Annotated in this window: 20 protein-coding genes; 3 read left to right on the top strand and 17 right to left on the bottom strand. The window is 36.1% G+C overall.

The window, feature by feature from the left end; genetic code table 11:
* Window positions 1-21 precede the first annotated feature (21 nt).
* From FBT53_RS01490 to FBT53_RS01430, 14 genes are all read right to left on the bottom strand, one after another.
* Complete coding sequence (locus FBT53_RS01490; RefSeq protein ID WP_136949401.1) at window positions 22-420, bottom strand: response regulator; 399 nt, start codon at window positions 418-420, stop codon at window positions 22-24.
* Between the two features lie 147 nt (window positions 421-567).
* Window positions 568-927: an MmcQ/YjbR family DNA-binding protein gene (locus FBT53_RS01485; protein WP_136949400.1), complete on the bottom strand. Its 360-nt coding sequence runs from the start codon at window positions 925-927 to the stop codon at window positions 568-570.
* Window positions 927-1,325, bottom strand: coding sequence for a Dabb family protein (locus FBT53_RS01480; protein WP_136949399.1), 399 nt, complete (start codon window positions 1,323-1,325; stop codon window positions 927-929). The genes FBT53_RS01485 and FBT53_RS01480 overlap by 1 nt, the downstream gene beginning before the upstream one ends.
* A gap of 12 nt (window positions 1,326-1,337) precedes the next feature.
* Complete coding sequence (locus FBT53_RS01475; RefSeq protein ID WP_136949398.1) at window positions 1,338-1,961, bottom strand: DUF4230 domain-containing protein; 624 nt, start codon at window positions 1,959-1,961, stop codon at window positions 1,338-1,340.
* A 17-nt stretch (window positions 1,962-1,978) separates the two neighbouring features.
* Complete coding sequence (locus tag FBT53_RS01470; RefSeq protein WP_136949397.1) at window positions 1,979-2,728, bottom strand: cyclase family protein; 750 nt, start codon at window positions 2,726-2,728, stop codon at window positions 1,979-1,981.
* Window positions 2,729-2,730: 2 nt separating this feature from the next.
* A complete protein-coding gene (hemW, locus tag FBT53_RS01465) occupies window positions 2,731-3,861 on the bottom strand; it encodes a radical SAM family heme chaperone HemW (protein ID WP_136949396.1) in 1,131 nt (376 codons plus the stop codon).
* Window position 3,862: 1 nt separating this feature from the next.
* Window positions 3,863-4,426 carry a crossover junction endodeoxyribonuclease RuvC gene (ruvC, locus tag FBT53_RS01460; RefSeq protein ID WP_136949395.1) on the bottom strand — a complete coding sequence of 188 codons (564 nt, stop codon included), beginning with the start codon at window positions 4,424-4,426 and terminating at the stop codon, window positions 3,863-3,865.
* On the bottom strand, window positions 4,427-4,906 hold the full coding sequence (locus tag FBT53_RS01455) for a hypothetical protein (protein ID WP_136949394.1): 480 nt from the start codon (window positions 4,904-4,906) through the stop codon (window positions 4,427-4,429).
* 42 nt (window positions 4,907-4,948) lie between these two features.
* The gene (locus tag FBT53_RS01450) at window positions 4,949-5,170 is read right to left on the bottom strand and encodes a hypothetical protein (protein ID WP_136949393.1); all 222 of its coding nucleotides are present in this window, start codon (window positions 5,168-5,170) and stop codon (window positions 4,949-4,951) included.
* 155 nt (window positions 5,171-5,325) lie between these two features.
* Window positions 5,326-6,516, bottom strand: a complete 1,191-nt coding sequence (locus FBT53_RS01445) for a M56 family metallopeptidase (RefSeq protein WP_240729743.1) — start codon at window positions 6,514-6,516, stop codon at window positions 5,326-5,328.
* Between the two features lie 6 nt (window positions 6,517-6,522).
* Window positions 6,523-7,005, bottom strand: a complete 483-nt coding sequence (locus tag FBT53_RS16240; RefSeq protein WP_240729742.1) for a hypothetical protein — start codon at window positions 7,003-7,005, stop codon at window positions 6,523-6,525.
* Window positions 7,006-7,044: 39 nt separating this feature from the next.
* Window positions 7,045-7,404 carry a BlaI/MecI/CopY family transcriptional regulator gene (locus tag FBT53_RS01440; RefSeq protein WP_010518648.1) on the bottom strand — a complete coding sequence of 120 codons (360 nt, stop codon included), beginning with the start codon at window positions 7,402-7,404 and terminating at the stop codon, window positions 7,045-7,047.
* Between the two features lie 191 nt (window positions 7,405-7,595).
* The gene (locus FBT53_RS01435; RefSeq protein ID WP_136949392.1) at window positions 7,596-9,821 is read right to left on the bottom strand and encodes a TonB-dependent receptor plug domain-containing protein; all 2,226 of its coding nucleotides are present in this window, start codon (window positions 9,819-9,821) and stop codon (window positions 7,596-7,598) included.
* Window positions 9,822-9,921: 100 nt separating this feature from the next.
* Window positions 9,922-10,368: a hypothetical protein gene (locus FBT53_RS01430; protein WP_136949391.1), complete on the bottom strand. Its 447-nt coding sequence runs from the start codon at window positions 10,366-10,368 to the stop codon at window positions 9,922-9,924.
* A gap of 100 nt (window positions 10,369-10,468) precedes the next feature.
* Here FBT53_RS01430 and FBT53_RS01425 point away from each other — a divergent pair, with 100 nt between their 5' ends.
* On the top strand, window positions 10,469-10,984 hold the full coding sequence (locus tag FBT53_RS01425; protein ID WP_136949390.1) for a DUF456 domain-containing protein: 516 nt from the start codon (window positions 10,469-10,471) through the stop codon (window positions 10,982-10,984).
* Here the strand turns inward: FBT53_RS01425 and FBT53_RS01420 are convergent.
* The 3 genes from FBT53_RS01420 to FBT53_RS01410 all read right to left on the bottom strand — a co-directional run bounded on the left by FBT53_RS01420 (window position 10,981) and on the right by FBT53_RS01410 (window position 15,491).
* The gene (locus tag FBT53_RS01420; RefSeq protein WP_136949389.1) at window positions 10,981-11,538 is read right to left on the bottom strand and encodes a nitroreductase; all 558 of its coding nucleotides are present in this window, start codon (window positions 11,536-11,538) and stop codon (window positions 10,981-10,983) included. The genes FBT53_RS01425 and FBT53_RS01420 overlap by 4 nt on opposite strands.
* A gap of 277 nt (window positions 11,539-11,815) precedes the next feature.
* Complete coding sequence (locus FBT53_RS01415) at window positions 11,816-12,829, bottom strand: ROK family protein (RefSeq protein ID WP_240729741.1); 1,014 nt, start codon at window positions 12,827-12,829, stop codon at window positions 11,816-11,818.
* Window positions 12,830-13,307: 478 nt separating this feature from the next.
* Window positions 13,308-15,491: a PAS domain-containing sensor histidine kinase gene (locus FBT53_RS01410; protein WP_136949388.1), complete on the bottom strand. Its 2,184-nt coding sequence runs from the start codon at window positions 15,489-15,491 to the stop codon at window positions 13,308-13,310.
* A gap of 213 nt (window positions 15,492-15,704) precedes the next feature.
* Between FBT53_RS01410 and FBT53_RS01405 the strand changes: the two genes are divergently transcribed.
* Window positions 15,705-16,700: an App1 family protein gene (locus tag FBT53_RS01405; RefSeq protein ID WP_136949387.1), complete on the top strand. Its 996-nt coding sequence runs from the start codon at window positions 15,705-15,707 to the stop codon at window positions 16,698-16,700.
* Window positions 16,701-16,947: 247 nt separating this feature from the next.
* Window positions 16,948-18,156, top strand: coding sequence for a site-specific integrase (locus FBT53_RS01400; protein ID WP_136949386.1), 1,209 nt, complete (start codon window positions 16,948-16,950; stop codon window positions 18,154-18,156).
* The last annotated feature ends 71 nt before the right edge of the window (window positions 18,157-18,227 follow it).

Here is an 18,227-nt window from a genome sequence, read left to right as displayed (position 1 = left end):
AAAAAGTAGAAAAAGCCGTAATTAGCCCTTTATTAACTCGTTAATTTCCCAATACTGGAATGCCCTTTTAATTTTCTCTTCGTAGTCTTCATATTTTAAGGGCTTTATAATGTAACCGGCAATACCAATTTTAAAACATTCCAGCAGGTCTGCACGATTCTCTGATGTTGTAAGAATTACTGTAGGTAAGTATCTTAGTTTTTCATCTTTTTTGAGAATGGTTAAAAACTCAATACCATTCATTCTAGGCATATTCAAATCTAAAAAGATCACATCTGGCAAATCCCCTCCTTTAAGGACGTTCAATGCCTCTTCTCCATTTTTTGCCTCAATAATGTTGTGTTTATTGGTGAGTTTGGAAACAGCTCGCTGCATCTTCATGCACTCAATCATGTCATCCTCGATGAATAATACTTTCATGTCTAGTCTATTGGTTCTATCACAAAGTTGATTTAAACTTTCTCGTTTTTTTAATCACCCCCTTTAAACCGTCATTTACTATCGACGAATTGCAGAAAAGCTTCGATGAAGTTAATAAATATTTTCCTACAAACCCATTTGTAGTCTTTATTTTATTTCTGCTAGTATTGCTCTGGCTTTTTTAGTCAATTTAGATACCACCAAATCATAAGAATGATCAATAAGCTCTTCATAAAAAGACTGGGGTTGCTGCGCTAACAACACGGTATTCCAGTGTTTTTTATTCATGTGGTACCCTGGTAACACTACGTCTTCTAATTCTTCTCTTAAAGCTATTGCTCTTTCTGGGTCGCACTTTAAGTTTACTTGCGCCGGCACACGTTCTAGCGGTGCTAAAGCAAACATTTTATCCATGACCTTAAACACCAACGTTTTTTCATCGAACGGAAAGTGTTCCGTTACGCCTTTTTTGGCCAAACAGTACGTTCTAAAGGCTTCAACATGCATTAGTTAATACCATTAGAATCGTACACAATTACCTTTTCCCACATGTGTTTGCACTCTTCAATAAATACCAAATGGGCAGGTTCTTCTTGGTACTTTTGTTGGTCTTCTGCAGATGCGAAAGTAGCTATTAAATTATAAGTAAAACTATCATCGACTACATCTCTAACGGCTTTGGGAGCCGTACCAATGTATTGGGTTTTGGCATACTTAGAATTCGCCATAAATTTTTTAAGCGAGGCTTCAAACTTGGCTTTTTCTATTGTATTATCTGGTTCTTTAAACCAAAAATATACTACGTGTGCAAAATGCGAATCAAATTCTTGCATGGTTTCTTTTTTTTGTGCTAAGGCAATTGTTACACTAAATATAAGAAGTAAAGGTAATACCAACTTTTTCATTGCTGGTGCTGTTTATTGTTCTAAGTATTGTTTGTCTCTGTTCGATATTTCTAAGGCAGAATAGTCTAATTTCCAACCAATGGTTTCTACTATTTTTTCTATTAGCAAAACAGCTTGCAAGGCTTCTGATTTTGCAGAATCTAATAATCCACTTTCTGGTATCTTTTCTCTAATGTGTTCTTTGGCATTGGTATTTAAATCGGTCAGGTCATTAGGAGAAAACGAATTAAATATACCATTCTTGATATCATAAAACTGCAAATCGGGTTCAATGGATAGGACTTCTGGTTCTGGAAATTCAGACAATAAAATTCTTTTACGTTCTGTATCTGCTTTTAATTTAAGCTTCTTTAAATCGTACCCTACTTGTGCCTTTGCATTTATAACGACTAATGCCTTTTTCTTACTTGTAAGTAAGTTTAGCCAACCTTCTTTAGTGTTTTCGTATTTATATATTTCTGCAAATTCTCCCTCTACCGTTACCAACTTACAAACCGTTTTTATCCGGTCTAGAATCACTGTAGATTGATGCTCAACGAGTTCTTTTCGTTTTTTCTTGTTTAAAACTGTATAGGCCCAGTACATGATTCCTGCACCAAAGAGCAAACCTATAAACGCTACTACTACGCTATTCATACTCAAATATACATTTTTCAGTCAAGGATGGCATAAAGTATTGGTCTGCTAGGGGTTGCATCATTTACCATGGGTGCCATTTGAATATTTAAAAAATAGGTGCCATCTTTAACTTTATTGGGTACATAAATAAATTCTGTTATTGTGGCCTTTTCTCTGAGCTTACCTTTGGTATTCCAGAAAGCATTATGGCATAAGAGTAAGCCATCGTCCTTCTCTTTATCTACAGATGGTAAATCTACAAGTAAATGCTGTATTCCTTTTTTCTTTAAAAACGCTGCCGCAGCTTCTTCTAAATACGGAGGATTAGTATGTGCGTACTGTCTAGACTTTTTAGCCTTGGTGTTGGGTAATGTACGGATTACCACAGCCTCTCTTTTTTTATTCCCTAAAGCATAACTTAATTGCTTTTTAGAAACTACCCAATCTTCATTTATTTTCTCTGGCGCAACTGTGATTACCTCTGCTAAGAAAAAATATCTTTTAAACGCCTTATTTACATCTACTAATTTTTCTGTAATATGCCCAACAGTTTCTGTATGGGTAATATGTGCATGTGGATTAAATGTTATTGTATTAAAATTTATAGATGCACCTTCAGCTACGCTACCCACAAACCCGTCTTCCTTATGCGGTTTTATAGTAGCGGGAGGTAAATACCATGCATTTACATCGGTCTTATCGCCTTTCATAGCAATAGATAAATCTAAAGGTGCTGCTAAATCTATTTTGTAATTTTTGGAGTTATATTTTAGTGTTGCAATCATCCTTATAAATTAATCATAAATAAATCAGATGCAATTCCATCGGCTAAAAACTTTCCTTTTTTAGTAGTTCTTAACACATTATCTTCTAAAAAGAGTAAATGCTCCGCTACATATTTTTGGGCTTGTTGTAAGGCATACTTCTTATACCTCTCTCCAAACTCTTCTTTTAATCGTATTAAAGACACCCCCCAAATAGTACGTAAGCCAGTCATAATATATTCGTTATAGCGGTCTCTAGTGGTTAAGGTTTCTATTTCTATAGGCAATTGCGCCTCCTGTATTGCCTTTATATATTTTTGGTTGTTTCTAACATTCCAACCCCTGTTAACACCATTAAAAGAATGCGCAGAAGGACCTATTCCTAGATAGCTTTTCCCTAACCAATACGCCGTATTATTTTTAGAAAAGTAGTCTTTTTTACCAAAATTAGAAATCTCGTAATTTATAAAGTTATGTGCTTCTAATGCATCTACCAACAACATAAATTGGCGTTGTGCTTGTTCATCATCCACTGCTGGTACTACCCCTTTTGCTATAAATTTTTTAAGTGCTGTTTTGGGTTCTACCGTTAGTGCGTAGCTAGATATATGGGGCACTCCAAAATCTAATGCTTGCTTTATGTTTTGTTGCCATTCCGCATCGGTTTGGTTGGGAATACCGTAGATTAAATCTAAACTGGTATTTGGAAAATACTGTACAGCTGTAGTGAGCACGTGCATCGCTTCTTTTGCATCGTGTGCCCTATTCATAAGTTTTAGGTCCTTATCTAAAAAAGATTGTACTCCTATACTTAATCTATTTATGGGTGTAGCAGCTAACGCAACAATTCTATCTACACTTAAATCATCCGGATTGGCTTCTAATGTGATTTCTGGGTTTTCTATCACTTTAAAATTAGCGTAAACCGCAGCTATTAAAAGCTCAATTTCTGCATTACTCAATACACTAGGAGTACCCCCGCCGAAATAAATGGTTTCTATTATTTTGCCTTCTAATTCTGACTTTCGCAGTTGTAGTTCTTTTGCCAAAGCTTGGAGCATGCCATCTTTGTGCTTTAAACTGGTGGAAAAATGGAAATCGCAATAATGGCAAGCTTGTTTACAAAAAGGAATGTGTATGTATATACCCGCCATACTATTTTTTTGCACCTTTTACTTTGTTGGCATTAGCTTTAACAAAGGCTTCCCAACCACTGTACTGAGTACCCAACTCTACGCGACCTTCATTATAGAAATGACATACCGCTGCTGCCAAACCATCTGTACTATCCAGATTTTTAGGCAGTGTTTTTAGGCCCAAAAGACCTTTAAGCATTTTAGCTACTTGCTCTTTACTGGCATTACCATTGCCCGTTATTGCCATTTTAATTTTCTTAGGAAAGTATTCCGTAATTGGCACCTCTCTAGATAACCCTGCTGCCATCGCTACTCCTTGTGCTCTACCTAGTTTAAGCATAGACTGTACATTCTTGCCATAAAAAGGTGCTTCTATAGCAATTTCATCTGGGTGGTAGGTATCTATCAGCTCAACCGTACGTTCAAAAATAAGTTTAAGTTTTATATATGGGTCTGTGTACTTATGCAGTAAAAGCTCATTCATTTGTACAAATTCCATCTTTTTGTTTACCACCTTAATAATACCAAACCCCATAATGGTGGTTCCTGGGTCTATTCCTAAAATAATCTTCTCCTTAGCCAACTATTCCTCTGTTTTTAGGATTAAGGGTAATCTTACCGAAACTTTAACAAAAACCCCTCTTTTAATGGCTGGTTTTACCGTAACCAAATCGTTCAGTTTATCTGTAACTTCTCGCTCAAAGTTGGGTAAAAGTTGCATGACTTTACCATTCTCTTCTATATCTTTTACTGCCATAAAACCGTGCTCGTCTATCACTAAATTTACATTCACGGTGTCATTAAGACCACTATCTACTTTTAGCTCTAATTCTTCTAAAGCTTTAGAAAACTTTTTAAGCATGGTGGCTTGGAAGCATTGTCTTTGTTCTTCCTTAGTTTGTGTAAGTAAGCAATCATCAAACATAGGGTACTCATCTACACTATCCCAATCTATTGCTGATAATTTTTCTGTTACCCTACGCTCTGTTAGCGCCTCTTTAGACGATAAAAATTCGCAAGAAACAAACAACAGGCTAAAAGATAAGAACACATAGCGTAACATACTCCCTAATCTTGGGGATGAAATTACGATAATTTAAAGAAACTACTCCCCAGCAAAGTGTATTTCCTCTTTTAGTTCTGTAATCCTAATTTTTGCCCTTTCCTTTATATAGGGCACCAGTTCTGGATAGTATTCTAACAAACGTTCATAATAACCCAGTTTGGTTTTGGGGTCTTTATAATAAGCATCTGCCAAGGTACAGATTTGATAATAAAAATAAGGATTGGTCGTATCTTCTTCCCATGCTAGGGTATAGTAGTTCAAGGCTTGATCTCTTACCCTTCTAAACCTGCATAAGTATTTATGGCAGCGGTATAATTGCCAATTGTATAAAGGCTATCTGCCACGGCAAAGGCCGGACCTTGAGCTCCAGCTTTTGCCATTAACAATATAAGCAGTAGCGAAAAAAAGACTTCATCTTAAAGCTTAAAAGTAATGGGTATAGAGTAAGCTACATCTGCCAATTCACCGTTATTGCTGGCTGGTTGCATTTTAGGCAAACGTTTAATAATTCGCTCTGCCTCTGCCTCTAAAATTGGGCTTGGTCCTCGTTTTTGTATATCTATAATCTCACCTTTGGTGTTAATTACAAACCTAATGGCCACCCTACCTTGTATGCCCTTTTCTTTTGCTTCTTGCGGATAATTAAAATGCTTTTTAATGTGATTAATTATGTTTTCATTAAAACATGCCCTGGCATCCGCAGCGTCTTCGCACCCAGGAAATACGGGTGGGTTCTCTATCTCCATAAACGGTATCCAATTGGCATCTCTTTTAGAAAATTGTGCAATAGCGTTATCTATACCATGCTCTTCTTGTAACCTAAAGGTAATGGGTATAGAAAAAGGTACGCTTACTACTTTGCCTTTGTGTTTCCCTGGTTCCATTTTTGGTAACCGTTCTATAATCCGTACTGCTTCGTTTTCCAAAAGCGCGTGCGGGCCACGTTTTTCAATGTTACCTATGGTACCATCTTCTTGTATGGTAAACATTATAGCAACCCTGCCCTGAATATTTTGCTCCTGTGCTTCTAAGGGGTAATTAAAGTGTTTGCGAATGTGGTTTTGAATATTTTCTTGAAAACAGGCCCTTTTATCTGCTGCACTTTCACAACCAGGAAATACGGGTACTTGGTCTATAACACTAAAAGGAACTGCGGTAGTAGTAATAATGGAGTCTGTTTTTGTAAGAACTTTGTTAATACTAACCGGCTCTATTTTCTCTTCTTGATTATCTATACTTTGCTCACAAGAAGTATACACCAACATACCTAACACTAAAGGCATCAACAAGATGTACTTTAATTGAAAAATGCGCTTTGACTTTTGTTTTGATAACATAACTATTCGTTTTTTGATTAATGATTGTGTGAAAAATTGATTGATAAAACTGATATTTTCCGTCTTAAAAGCTTGGGACAACAGTATGGCATACTGCTGTTTTTTATGATGCTTAGCCACCTTGGCATCTGCAATAAACTCATGTAATTCTGATACCCTATTTTGATATACGTATACTAGCGGATTAAACCAGAAAGCAATACGCATTAGCTCAAAAAAGAATAAATCCAGAGAGTGCCATTGCTTTATGTGCACCAGCTCGTGTTCCAATATTTGTTATTCCTTGTTTTTTGGCAACGCATCGCCCATAAAAATGGATTTAAAGAAAGAAAAGGCCACGTTGCTCTTTTGTACGGTAACCCGCGTATACTCTGGGTAGTATTTTTTAAAGCCTTCACGGTGTAACTTTTTAATCCTGTACAACTTAGTACTCAACCACACGGCCATGCCTAAAACCCCAAAGATGTAGGCCCATTCCCAAGCCGATAATTGCTCCAAAAAACTGATTGCTGTGGGGTTTTCTTCTACCACTACCCCTTCCATTTGTACAAACCAATTGGCCGGATAATATACCGCCTCTTTGCTTACCGTTGTTTTTAAGGCCTCTATTTTAACCCATGGTAACACTAGCGATAGTAGGTAGCTTACTATCAAAAAGGCTCGATTCCATTGGAAAAAAGTTTCCTTTTTCAGGAATAAATCGTAAACCAGTAAGCAAATAAGTTGAAATGCTACGCATTCTAGAATATAAGTAAGCATAAGGTGTATTTTTAATGTGGTCTGCCAATTTTTCTAAGGCTATTCTTCTTCCTTAATTTGGTCTAGAATTTCTTCTAATTCTTTAAGGTTGATGTCGTTCTTTTTCATAAAAAACGAAACCATACTACTGAACGAACCTTGAAAGTAACCGTTCAATAATTTGTTGATGCTCTGGTTGCTGTAATCCGATTTTTTTACAATCGGATAATACACATGCCCCTTTCCTACTTTTTCATGGTTCACAAAACCTTTGTCTTCTAATATGCGTACAATGGTAGAAACCGTATTGTAAGCAGGTTTTGGCGCGCTAAATTCCTCTATTATGGCAGCTACGTTAGCTTTTTGTAGTTGCCAGAGCACTTGCATAACTTCTTCTTCTGCTTTAGTAAGTTGTTTCATGCTATTTGCGTATTGTTTTATCCATATTTATTTATCCGTACTACAGTACTTTGTGATATATATTCAACTAAGTTTTTAGTTAAATATGATTCAAATATAACTAAATATTTATTTTAAACTAATTTTTTAGTTAAAAAATGGTGTAAAAAAACCTGCTAATGAACGTTTTAGCAGGTTTTTGTCTTTTATTTCTAAAACTGATACGTAATTTTACCTCTTAAATAAAATGGTGTTCCCGGTGTAAAATGTATTTCTTCTACCGGGTTGTTTTCATTAAACAATCGGCTTTCTGTTGCAAATTGCGTTTCGTTCCATTCGGTATCAAATAAGTTTTCTACAATGAGACCAAAAGTCCATTGTTGGGTGCTGTAGTTTAATGTAGCATCGGTAACAAAATAGCCTTCTGCAACAATACTATTGTCTTCATTGGCCGCCCTATCATCTATATAACGGTAGTTTAATCCGCCAGAGAATCCTTGTTCCCTACCAAGGCTTAAACCGCCTACTGCCGTAAAATCTGGCGCTAGTGGAATGTAATCTTCGCCATCTGCTTCTTCTGTACTTCTGGCATGCGTGTAATTGGCATCGGTATACACATAAAACCAATCTGTAGGTTGGTAGCGGGCACCAAGCTCAACACCCATTCTCCTTGTTTTACCACTTGGTTCTACAATACCCGCATCACCCACATATACAAACTCCTGGTCTAGAAACAAACTCCACAACGTAGCGTTTAAAACCAAATTCTTGGCAGGTTTGGTAATTACACCAAAATCTACCCCGTAAGCTGCTGGTAAAATAGCTTCTCCGCTATTGGCTACCACTACCCTTGCATCGTTACTATGGAATCCTATTCCTGTTTTAACAAACAACTGGGTGTTCTCCGTTGCATTGAAAATAGTATTGAATTTAGGACTAAAAGCAAGCTTTTCTTGACCTTTATTATCGTAGGTTTCGGTAAGCTTGTTCACATAATCGAACTTAAAATAATCCAAGCGCAACGCCGGTTCAAAACTAAACTTACCACTGGTGAAAGTTGCAGCTACAAATGCATTGGCATTGGTTTCGTCTACATCACCATAGGCCAAACGTTCTAGAATTTCCTTTCGGTTTAACGTGCGTGAAAGGGCTACATCATCTACGTTATCATACCTAAACCCAAGACCTGCTTCATATTCAAAAGTGCTGTTACCTAAGGTTGCCATGCTGTTTTTAAAAACCGTACTTGCCCCAAGCAAACTTCTATCTTCTTCTTGCATTATTTGATCGCCATTCTCTGGGTCTTCTAAGAAAAAGGTGAAGTTAGAAAACAGTTTAAAATCGTACTTAGATACATAAGCATCGGTCTGCCAACTCTTACCATTACCCAAAAACTTTTTATGACGCAACATGATATTGCTGCGCGATGTTTCCCCACCTTCGGTGTCGTCTATAGCGCCAAACCTAGATATTAAACCTTGGTCTACGGCACGTTGTGGAATTTGACCGGATGCATCCCACTTGCTTTGAAAATGCGATACCGTTAGGGTTAAGTCAGCGTCTGCGGCCAATTGCGTGTTGTATCGCCCTAAAATATTTATACGATTAAAATGCTGTGGAGATTCTACGGGGCCGTTGGTTAAATATACCTCAGACGCTAAATATGCAGCTTGCTTTTGCCCATCCAATACATTAAACATACCCAAAAGCCTACGGGTATCAAACTGGCCTGCTTCTAAGCTAATCAGGTTAGTATTCAAGCGTTTTTTAAGTCCTAAATCTACATACCCTGCCGTATTAAAATTTCCTTGTTGGGCATAAAAAGGGCCTTTACCAAAATCTACATTTTCTATAGTTTCTGGTATCACAAAATGTAAATCTGCATAGCCTTGTCCGTGCGCATGGCTCACCATATTCACAGGCATGCCATCTACGGTTATGGCCACATCTGTTCCGTGGTCTACATCAAACCCACGTAGAAAAATTTGCTCTGCCTTACCACCACCGGCATGCTGACCTATGATTAAACCAGGTACTTTTCTTAAAATTTCTTGAGACGATTTTACGGGTTGTTGCTTTAGGTCTACATCTACCAATTGCGTTAGCACTTTTTTATCTGACGTAAGTACAATTTGGTCCAGATTAATGCTACTTTCTTCTAAAACTAGGTTTAGGCCGTTTTGGATATGAGCTTGGGTAATTGTGGTGGTTTTAGAAGCATAGCCTAATCTAGAAAACGAAACCTCATCGTTAATTTGGGTATCCTCCAATACAAATTCGCCCAAAGCATTAGTGTGATTGTGTTTACCGTTGGTTTTATTAAAAATTCCAGCATCTTCTAAAGGAACGCCAGCAGCACTTTTAAGGGTGCCTTTTAATTGTTGTGCATTGATGGACAGGGCACCTAATAAGATGCCTATCCAAATAAAATATTTCATTCTAATTGATTTCTTTGTTAAGTATTATTGCTGTGTATAGGTAATCTAGCCGTGCTACCAGAATAAAGACGACTTATAAGATTACTATGGACTAAAAAACTTAACTAAGCTCTGGCGGTGGTATTTCTTGCCCTATAATAGGCGAAGAAATACTAGGAAGTAAAAATCTAAAAACATTTGTATAAATACCTTGCCCGTTGTCATTACCGTCCCAAGATTGTTGCGGTATGTGCTTATCTAGTTTAAAACTAACCTTAACCTCATCTTTAGGTGTAGTTTGGTTTTCTATCTCCAAAACTAGTTTTAAAGTCTCTAACATATTATGGTCGTGCCCCGCCATGGCTTCTAAAGACTTTAGGCTATTCTCCTTTTGGTGACTTCTAAAAAACATATGACTATGACCTTTGGCCTCACTACCATTAATACTGTGAGATACCATATGTCCCAATTCTAAAACTGGTAATTGCAACAATGCTAACAAATAAAAACAGACCAGCAAGGGCAAAAGACCCTTATAAGCTCTATATTTTTGAAATTGTTTTTGCATTGTTTATTCTATTATAATTACGTACGAAAAAAAGTTTATCAAGGTTTTATTAAAAACTAAATTGTAACATTATGTCGTAAATTTAGTCTTATAAACCGATATGGATATAGTATTATTGATTATTGGATTTTTGTGTACCCTAATTGGGATATTGGGTAGTTTTTTACCAGTATTGCCTGGACCACCGATTAGCTGGGTTGGCATTATGCTTTTGCATATGACTAAACCAGTACCAGACAATTGGGTATATCTTATTGTACTATTAATTATTGCGCTGACCATTACCATTCTAGACTATGTTATACCTGCGGCAGGTACCAAAAAATTTGGCGGTAGTAAATACGGCATGTGGGGTAGCATAATAGGACTATTATTGGCCATATTTGTACCTGTTTTTGGCCCATTCGGTATTATTATCTGGCCATTTATTGGCGCTATGGTGGGTGAGCTAATCCATAATAAAGACCAAAAACGCGCTCTTAAAGCGGCTTTTGGTTCTTTTATTGGTTTTTTAACGGGAACGTTTTTAAAGTTTATAGTAACCGTTATCTATTTTGGTTTATTTGTATGGAAAGCCATAGAGTACGGCCCTGAGCTATTCAGTTTTGGCAGTTAATCTAACCAAATTACTTTGTCTTTAATTGGGCTACGTTGTCCTTGTTGTAAATCGCCCTCAAAATAGCCCATGTAGAAAAAGCCTAGACATTTTTCGCCTTCGTTAAAATCAAAATACTCGCCCATAAACTTGATTAGGCCAGGAGAACTCCAGTAAGCTCCAATACCTAATTCTGTACAACACAGCCACATGTTTTGCACGGCCATACCAACAGCTGCTACTTCTTCCCACTCCGGTAAACTTTCTTTTGGATCGCGTTGCATACAAATGGCAATCACGGCTGCTGAACGTTCTGGGTTATCCTGTAATTTTTTAATGGTAATCTGTTTTGGTTTTGGGTCTACTTCTTGGTATTTATCCGACAAGAATTTTCCTAGTTCTGCTTTCTTTTCGGCAGAAGTAAGCACTTTAAACCGCCAGGGTTCAGTTTTTTTGTGGGTAGGCGCCCAATTAGCCGCCTCCAAAATTTTCTCTAAGGTTTCTTTGGCGATAGGTTTATCTATGAATTGCGGAGGAAAGACCGAACGTCTATTTGCTATTAAATCAAATATCATCTATTAGTTTTTTTCAAAAATAAGAAATGCTATAAGCCCTTCTAGTTTCTTAACAACAGATCAACACCTTGCAATTATGCGCGTTTTCTGCTTTGTATTTTAGAAGCCATAAACATCAAAAAATTAAAGAAGTCTATTATTTTAAAAGAGAATTTATATCAAACAAAAAAAGCCTCCCACACGGAAAGCCTTTCATTGGTTTACATCTTTTTTTGGATGCACACCGGTCCCGATATCACATCGGAACACAACACAACATTGCAAAGATAAAAAAGTTTTATTGGGTTTGATGATTTTCCCAAATTAATGCAGCTGCACCACATATGGCAGCTGTTTTACCCTCCATACCAGAGGTGAGTAATTTTACTTTACCCCGATAGACCTCTAAAAGGTATGTATTTAAGTAGCGATCTAAGGGTTCTAAAATCCATTTACCACTATTAACCAATCCGCCCATTAAAATAAATGCTTCTGGTTGGGTAAAGGCTGTAAAATTGGCGAGCGCCTTTGCCATAATTTTAGCTGTATAATCAAACGCTTTTAGTGCTAAAGTATCCCCTTCTTCTGCTGCTTTGGTGATATCTTCTCCATGCAAATCTTTATAAGCAATACTCCTAAACCTACTTTCTTCCATATACTTACTTTGCATGTACATGATAGTACGTTTTAAACCTGTAGCAGACACGTAAGCTTCTAATCCGCCAGGCACCCCTAAACCCGTGAGTCTGCCGTCACCAATAGTCATATCTACATGACCCAATTCTCCAGCAAAGCCATCAAAACCATCTATCAGTCTGCCATTTGCAACAATACCTGCACCAAAGCCAGTACCCAAGGTTATTGCAATAAAATCTTGCATTTTTTTGCCGTTACCAAAGAGTAATTCGCCCAAGGCAGCTGCACTGGCATCATTCATTAAGCGCATAGGCATTGGCATTTTCTCCTGCATCTTTTCTATAAATGGCACGCTGCCTTTCCATTGTAAATTTGCAGCGTTCTCTATGGTTCCCCTTTTACTAGAAGCGTTTGGCGCTCCGATGCCGCAGCCCAAAATTTTAGGAGCTCCTGTAACCTTTTCTAAAAGTTGGGTTACCTCTTGCTTAATTTTAAATTGAAAATCATCTAAATCTGTGAATTCTCTTGTTCTAAAGAATGTTTTTTCTAGGCAAACACCTTCTTTATTTACTAATCCTATCTTGGTTTTTGTACCACCTATATCTATCCCTATTACTAAGTCCATAAGTATTAAAATCTGTTGCCTTAAAGTTAATGCAACTGCTGTACGTGGCATAGCTTAAAATGCAAAAACACCTTCGGTAATCGAAGGTGTTTTCATCAGCTCCCAAAATATCTACCCTAAAATAGATAAACCCATGTTACTATCCCCATTTTGATAGTAACTTAGTGTCTTTAAAACAATTTTATTGCTTATTTGACACTCCAAAAATAGTGTAAGGAACTAGCGAAAATCCTTATATTGCCGCTAAGTGGTTGTTAGTGTAGACGAATGGACTTATACTGTAGATAAACTAGGTACCCGCCCCATACCCAAACAAGAAAACACATTAGGTTTACACCTCTATTTTATTGCTATACACATATCATTCAACACAATTCTATTGTATTGTATAAATTCTATGGGGTTACTATTTACAAGAACTAATTTGTGCACCCACTCAAAATTGACAAAATTCAAATAGTCTACTATTTACCCACAATTGATAAGGATGTATGTTAAAAAAGCCAATACCGTTGAATCACTAAAAAAATCAATTAGCCATGTTTAGTTCCACAGTAAACGTTGAACCTTTTTTCAACTCACTTTTCACTGTGATCTTTCCACCCATTGCTTCTACTTGATTTTTAACGATATAGAGCCCAACTCCTTTTGCTTCCGGATGATTATGAAAGGTTTTATACATACCAAAAAGCTTACTCCTATGTTTTTTTAAATCTATGCCTAGACCATTGTCTTCTACTGTCAACTTCACTTTTTTAGCTGTGGTACTTACATTTATTTTTATAAAAGCTTTTTTGCTACTGTCCCTATATTTTATGGCATTGGTAATAAGGTTATGAATAATGCTTTCTACGTAGGCTGTTACACCAGCTACTTTAATGGTTTGATTACAACATATGGTAATGCTTACTCCGCTTTTTTCTATAAGAGCAGCTAAGTTTTGAACAACGGCATTAATCTGAGCTTGTAGTTGTATGGGTTTTAAGTCTATATTGGCATTTGTTTTTACTTGCACCACTTCGTTTAAATGGACTATGGTGTCATTTAGCCCGTCAGAAGCTTCTTGCAACATTTTTATAGTTTGCATACGTTCTTCTTCCTCAATATCATCGTCCAACATTAAACTGGTAATCATCATTAAATTAGAGGCATGAGAACGTAAATTGTGCGATACAATATGAGCGAAATTGAGTAAACTTTCATTCTGTTTAGAACTAATATCTAAAAGACCTTCTAATTTTTTCTTTGTTTCTTTTAGATTGGTTATGTCTACTAGTTGTACCACTAGATGGGTTACATTGTCATTAAAATTTTTATAGGGAGTTACATTTAAAATTACATTAATGGTACCCCCCTCTTTATTTAAAAACCTTGTTTCTTCTTGATAGTTATCTAGGCGACCATTTACAACTTGCTTAATGCTTTCTCTTCTTTCTAAATATTCATCCGGATGTACAAAAGTTCTAATGTTTTTACCTATTAGATAGTTTTCTATATAACCAAAGCTCTTACAAAATGCAGTATTTACTTGTTTTATAACACCTTCCGTTTCTACTAAAGCCATACCTACTGTAGAATTATAAAAAGTAGATTCCATACTTTTTTCTACGGTACTCAACTTTAATTGCGTACGCCTAATTTCAGTAATGTCTTCAGAAACGCCAATTACTTTTATTTTCTCTCCTAGAGAATTAAATAGAATAGTCCCTACCGCTTTAATCCATCTAATACCTTCACCAGGCTTGTCAAACTTATAGGTTGCATTGTATTTATTATTTTCTGGAGTGGCCTTGTCTACTGCTTGATATATTTTTTTTAATTCGTTTTTAGAAATATTTTTTTTCCAATATTCAAAAATATTAACATGATGTTGCTTTTGATAACCAAATATTTTGCAAAGCGTTTCATCCCAAAAAACTTCTTGAGATTTTAAATCGAACTCCCAAATGCCAATACCTGTTTTAGCAGTTGCCAACGTTAATCTATTGGCCATTTTTTGATATTCTAATTCGGCTCTCTTTTGTGCATCTATATCTTGAAAAGTACCAAACAAACGTACACATCTACCGTTTTCCCTTTCTGCATCACCTTTTGCATGCACCCATAAAACTCTACCTTTTTGCGTAACAATTTGCAGTTCTACATCCCATGGTTTACCTGTTAAAATACCTTCTTCAACACATTGAGTAATGACATCTCTACTACGCCCGGCTTTATAAAAATTAATTCCAGTTTCTAAGCTAGGAACATAATCTAGTGGAACTTCATGAATAATCTTGGTCATGTCTGACCAATACAAGGTATTGTTAATCAAATCTGCTTCCCAGCTACCTGTACGTGATACTTGTTCAGAAGTTTTATAGAGTTCCTCTGCAATTTTAGATTTAGTATGGTTCTCTATAGTAATCAATAGGGTAATATCTTCTTCCTTTACGGTAGTAATTTCCCATTTATACCATTGCAATTTACCTTCCTTAGATACTATTTTTCCTTCACCATATATTACATTCTTAGACCATAGCGCCCCCTCTACATCCTTAATTAATTTTTCTGGTAGATTAGAAGATAGATTTTTTAATGACAATCCTAAAATTGCGGCCTTGGCACTAAATTCTTTAAGAAAACCATCCGAAAATCCTTGTATCACAAAATTTTCATCTAATAAAAGAATAGGTATAGATAGTTTGGTGAAAATCGATAGACTTTGAACCATGGTGTGGGACGTTATAGGATGTGTAGCAATATTTTAACCTACAATATACAATATATTAAGTTTTGCCGTAAGTTTATTCTTAAAAAGAACAATATTTTCCTACATAAAAAGCTATTTTTAATGTCTAAAAAACAATCCAATACAATAGCATCCGTTTTAAATGGAATACCGTTACTCATGCCTTATCATTACAGCTAAATTGCAATAAAAAATATGTTTCAGTTTATCTCTCGCCTCACAGACGACCCAGATCCAGTAATCATTATCCCATTTGGAGGTTACGCTAATAATGATAGAATTTATGGTCAGGCTAGAGTTTTAGAGGACGAAGGTATTACGCACGAAGAAGACGATGGCTTTTTAAAGAATTTATATAACAGCTATAAACGTTTTGAAAGCGATGAGAAAGAAGGCGTTGTAGTTACGGTAACCGCTAATGACTTTAATACTAGTCTTACATCAGATGCAGAAGGCTATGTATATTTAGACGAAGCATTTAAAACAAATTCTCTTGACAAGGAGTGGCATCCCATACACTATTCATTAACTTACGCAGGCAAACCCTTTACCATAAAAGACGAAATTCTTAAACCTCTAGCTTCTGCACAATACGGTATTATTTCTGATATGGATGACACCGTAATACGTACGGGCATATCTTCGGCATTTAAATGGAAAGTTATTGTTAACTCCTTTTTTACCCACACAAACCAGCGAATGCCTTTAGAGGGCGCTCAAGAATTTTATCAAATGTTGCGCAAGGGTATAAGTGGACAAGATGACAACCCCTTCTTTTACCTATCTAACAGCCCTTGGAATTTATATGAATATCTTGCAGAGTTTTTAAACTATCAGAAATTTCCTAAAGGTGTACTCTTGTTAAGAGACATGGGGTTGGAAAACAAGAAGAAAACCAGTTTTAAGGAAGAAAATAAGTATATAAAAATAGTACACCTATTAGAAACCTATCCCAATCTGCCTTTTGTTTTGATTGGGGATGCAGCAGATATTGATCATGATATTTACATGGCCATCGCAAAACAATTTCCTAACCGCATTAAAGCCATTTACATACGCACCGTCACGGACCAAAATAAGATGAAAGACATTAAAAAGCGAATAGAAGCAACCACCGATATTAATATTCAGCTGATTAGCCACACAGACGAAGCTGTAGTGCATGCCAGAGCAAACGGATTTGTTAGATAACATACAGAAACAAAAAAGCCTCAACGTAAGTTGAGGCTTTTTGCGGTCTGGACGGGACTCGAACCCGCGACCCCCTGCGTGACAGTCGTTAATAAACAGGTTTCATTTAATGTCATTAACTTTCATTTATATTGATTTACAGTTAGTTGCATTTTTTAAATTTGCTTTAGCTGTCATTAAATAGTTGTTAAATGTCCAATTTGTTGTACCCATGTTGTACCCATGTTGTACCTAAAAGAGTTAGCCTATGTCTAGTATTAAAATCGTTTTAAGAAAAAAACAGCTTTCTGATGGAACTTTTCCTATTTGCTTAAGAATTACGAAAGATAGAAAAACTAAATATTTTAATACCCCATTCAATAGCACTGAGAACGAATGGGATTCTGGTTCTGGATGTTTCAATAAAAACCGTAAAGGCTACATGAAACAAAATCAACTTCTTTTGAAAATTAAAGATAGAGCAATTGACACCTATACAGAATTAGCTAAAACGAAAGACTATTTTAGTCTTGAGGAATTTGAAAAGCACTTTAGACAGGAATCCAACCCCGCTAATAGTTTAATGTTTCCTTTTTGGGAAGAAGTAATAGAAGAAATGAACCTTGCAGGTAGGGTTGGCAATGCGAGAATGTATGAAGAAACAATGAAATCGTTTAGAAAATTTAATCCTTCCAGTAAAGTTAATTTCTTGGATATCACAAATGCCTTATTAAATAAATATGAGGCATGGTTAAGGTCAAGAGGTGGCACTGACGGTGGTATTAGCATAAAAATGAGAACTATTAGAGCTGTTTACAATAAAGGCCTTGAACGTAATCTCTTTAAAGTAGATAAACATCCCTTTACCACATATAAAATATCTAGATTGAAAGGAAAAGGAATAAAGAAAGCACTTAATTACGAACAAGTCTGTAGAATTATATCCCTAGATACTACCAAACATTTACATCTTTTTGATGCACGTAATTACTTTGTTTTCAGCTTTTATACTAGAGGCATGAATTTCGCAGACATGATGGTTCTAAAGTGGAGCGACATTGACGGGCAAACCATTACCTATATTCGTAATAAAACTAAAGGTCGTTTTGTAATAACCATACTACCACCTGTCCAAGAAATTTTAAGCTATTACAAAGAACATGCCCTACCTACAGATTATGTTTTCCCGATTTTATTGAAAAATGGCTTAAAGCCTAACCAAATTGAACACCGCAAGAAAAAGACATTGGCTAAATATAATAGAGACCTTAAGGAAATTGCTAATCTCTGCCAAATTAATAAACCCCTTTCTAGCTACGTTGCTAGACATAGTTTTGCCAATTGCTTAAAACAAAAAGGTGTGGCAACAGATATTATTGGTGAATCTTTAGGACATAAAGACCTAACTACTACCCAAGTTTATTTAAAAGAATTGGGAAATTCCGTTTTGGATGAAGCAGCGGCATTATTGCTTTAGCCTTCCATTCTATTTTAAATTGCCACCTAAATAGCAACAAGATACTCCTTCTGTTAAACACATTTATATTT

This window comes from Flavobacterium sp. ASW18X (assembly GCF_005144745.1).
Classification (GTDB): Bacteria; Bacteroidota; Bacteroidia; order Flavobacteriales; family Flavobacteriaceae; genus Croceivirga.
The sequence above is the reverse complement of the archived record's forward strand: the minus strand, read 5'-3'. Positions and strand labels throughout refer to the sequence as shown.

Bases quoted from the DNA above. Each gene is read 5' to 3' on its own strand.
- FBT53_RS01490 (WP_136949401.1), bottom strand. From the start codon at position 420: ATGAAAGTATTATTCATCGAGGATGACATGATTGAGTGCATGAAGATG.
- FBT53_RS01485 (WP_136949400.1), bottom strand. From the start codon at position 927: ATGCATGTTGAAGCCTTTAGAACGTACTGTTTGGCCAAAAAAGGCGTA.
- FBT53_RS01480 (WP_136949399.1), bottom strand. From the start codon at position 1,325: ATGAAAAAGTTGGTATTACCTTTACTTCTTATATTTAGTGTAACAATT.
- FBT53_RS01475 (WP_136949398.1), bottom strand. From the start codon at position 1,961: ATGAATAGCGTAGTAGTAGCGTTTATAGGTTTGCTCTTTGGTGCAGGA.
- FBT53_RS01470 (WP_136949397.1), bottom strand. From the start codon at position 2,728: ATGATTGCAACACTAAAATATAACTCCAAAAATTACAAAATAGATTTA.
- hemW (WP_136949396.1), bottom strand. From the start codon at position 3,861: ATGGCGGGTATATACATACACATTCCTTTTTGTAAACAAGCTTGCCAT.
- FBT53_RS01455 (WP_136949394.1), bottom strand. From the start codon at position 4,906: ATGTTACGCTATGTGTTCTTATCTTTTAGCCTGTTGTTTGTTTCTTGC.
- FBT53_RS16240 (WP_240729742.1), bottom strand. From the start codon at position 7,005: ATGCTTACTTATATTCTAGAATGCGTAGCATTTCAACTTATTTGCTTA.
- FBT53_RS01440 (WP_010518648.1), bottom strand. From the start codon at position 7,404: ATGAAACAACTTACTAAAGCAGAAGAAGAAGTTATGCAAGTGCTCTGG.
- FBT53_RS01435 (WP_136949392.1), bottom strand. From the start codon at position 9,821: ATGAAATATTTTATTTGGATAGGCATCTTATTAGGTGCCCTGTCCATC.
- FBT53_RS01430 (WP_136949391.1), bottom strand. From the start codon at position 10,368: ATGCAAAAACAATTTCAAAAATATAGAGCTTATAAGGGTCTTTTGCCC.
- FBT53_RS01425 (WP_136949390.1), top strand. From the start codon at position 10,469: ATGGATATAGTATTATTGATTATTGGATTTTTGTGTACCCTAATTGGG.
- FBT53_RS01420 (WP_136949389.1), bottom strand. From the start codon at position 11,538: ATGATATTTGATTTAATAGCAAATAGACGTTCGGTCTTTCCTCCGCAA.
- FBT53_RS01415 (WP_240729741.1), bottom strand. From the start codon at position 12,829: ATGCCACGTACAGCAGTTGCATTAACTTTAAGGCAACAGATTTTAATA.
- FBT53_RS01410 (WP_136949388.1), bottom strand. From the start codon at position 15,491: ATGGTTCAAAGTCTATCGATTTTCACCAAACTATCTATACCTATTCTT.
- FBT53_RS01405 (WP_136949387.1), top strand. From the start codon at position 15,705: ATGTTTCAGTTTATCTCTCGCCTCACAGACGACCCAGATCCAGTAATC.
- FBT53_RS01400 (WP_136949386.1), top strand. From the start codon at position 16,948: ATGTCTAGTATTAAAATCGTTTTAAGAAAAAAACAGCTTTCTGATGGA.